General features: G+C 52.6%; 1 protein-coding gene. It reads left to right on the top strand.

Going from position 1 to position 1436, the window contains the following annotated elements:
• Positions 1 to 144: 144 nt before the first annotated feature.
• Complete coding sequence (locus C5469_RS22665) at positions 145 to 1164, top strand: IS110 family RNA-guided transposase (RefSeq protein WP_166310942.1); 1020 nt, start codon at positions 145 to 147, stop codon at positions 1162 to 1164.
• The last annotated feature ends 272 nt before the right edge of the window (positions 1165 to 1436 follow it).

Here is a 1436-nt window from a genome sequence, read left to right as displayed (position 1 = left end):
AAGGAAATGTCATGAACGCATCCCACCTAACATTGACTGGGTGCACAAAAGATGAACAGTGAGATGTGGAGCCTCACAGATTTCCGGCATCATAGTGCCCAATACGGGATGCCTAGTGCTCCCTCAGACTGGAGACTCCACAAAATGAAATATACACCGATTGGCGTTGATATCGCAAAACATCTGATTCAGGTTCACTTCATCAATGAGTACACAGGTGAAGTGGTGGATAAGCAGCTTCGCAGCAAGGATTTTCTTGCGTTCTTCAGTAACCGGGAGCCCTGCCTGATTGGTATGGAAGCCTGCGGAGGCTCTCAGTACTGGGCGCGCGAACTGGAAAAGCTGGGCCATAAAGTCCGGCTGATGCAGGGGCGGTTTGTAAAGGCGTTCGTCATGGGTAACAAGAACGACGTGATGGATGCCCGTGCTATCTGGATGGCAGTACAGCAACCCGGTAAGGCGATAGCAGTAAAAACCGAAGAGCAGCAGTCGGTGCTAGTTCTGCCCCGTTCGCGCAGACAACTGGTGAAGTTCCGGACAGCACAGATTAACGCCCTGCACGGGACACTGCTGGAATTTGGTGAAACCATCCACAAAGGCCGGGCAGCGATGGACAGGGAGTTACCGGCAGCCCTGGAGCGGATGAAGACGAAACTGCCGCCGTATCTCATCACTGTGCTGGAAGACCAGTACAACAGGTTGAGTGAGCTGGATTCACTGATAAATGGCCTTGAAAAACAGCTTAACAGTGTGGCGCCCCAGAATGAAACCTGTAAGCGGCTGATGGAAATCCCCGGCGTGGGACCGCTCATCGCCACGGCAGCCGTTGCGACCATGGGTGAAGCCTCAGCGTTCAAATCAGGGCGGGAGTTCGCGGCGTATGTTGGCCTGGTGCCGAAACAGACCGGTTCAGGAGGAAAAGTTCGCCTGCTGGGGATAAGCAAACGTGGCGATACCTACCTCCGGACATTATTTATCCACGGAGCAAGGGCGGCTGCGTTACTGGTGAAGGAACCGGGTCCATGGATTACAGAGCTGAAGAAACGACGCCCGACCAGTGTAGCTGTCGTGGCGCTGGCGAACAAGCTGGCGCGGACAGTGTGGGCGATAGCAGCCCATGACCGTAAATATGATAAGAATCATGTCAGTATCAGACCGTATTAATCGCTGATACCGATAAACATTAACTCTTAAAAAGGGTGAATGCTGAAAGGTTGCTCTGGCGGCCAGCGTGATGACAAAGACAGGTAAGACCGGGACTCGCTAAACCTGAATATGGCCTTGAGCTTAAAGCTCGCTAAGGAAATAAGGCGTGAGTCGGCGAATGACATAGGGGCTCGCAGCTGTCAGGCTGCAATAAAGCCGGATATAAAGCTGCAACCTACCAGTCAATGTCAGAACAATGGAAGCCTTGCAAACGGGATGCGTTCATATAA

This window comes from Photorhabdus cinerea (assembly GCF_011189575.1).
Taxonomy (GTDB): Bacteria; Pseudomonadota; Gammaproteobacteria; order Enterobacterales; family Enterobacteriaceae; genus Photorhabdus; species Photorhabdus cinerea.
This window is presented reverse-complemented; position numbering and strand designations above follow the sequence as displayed.

What these genes read in the sequence shown, in the direction of transcription:
- C5469_RS22665 (WP_166310942.1), top strand. Translation starts at nt 145, where the DNA reads ATGAAATATACACCGATTGGCGTTGATATCGCAAAACATCTGATTCAG.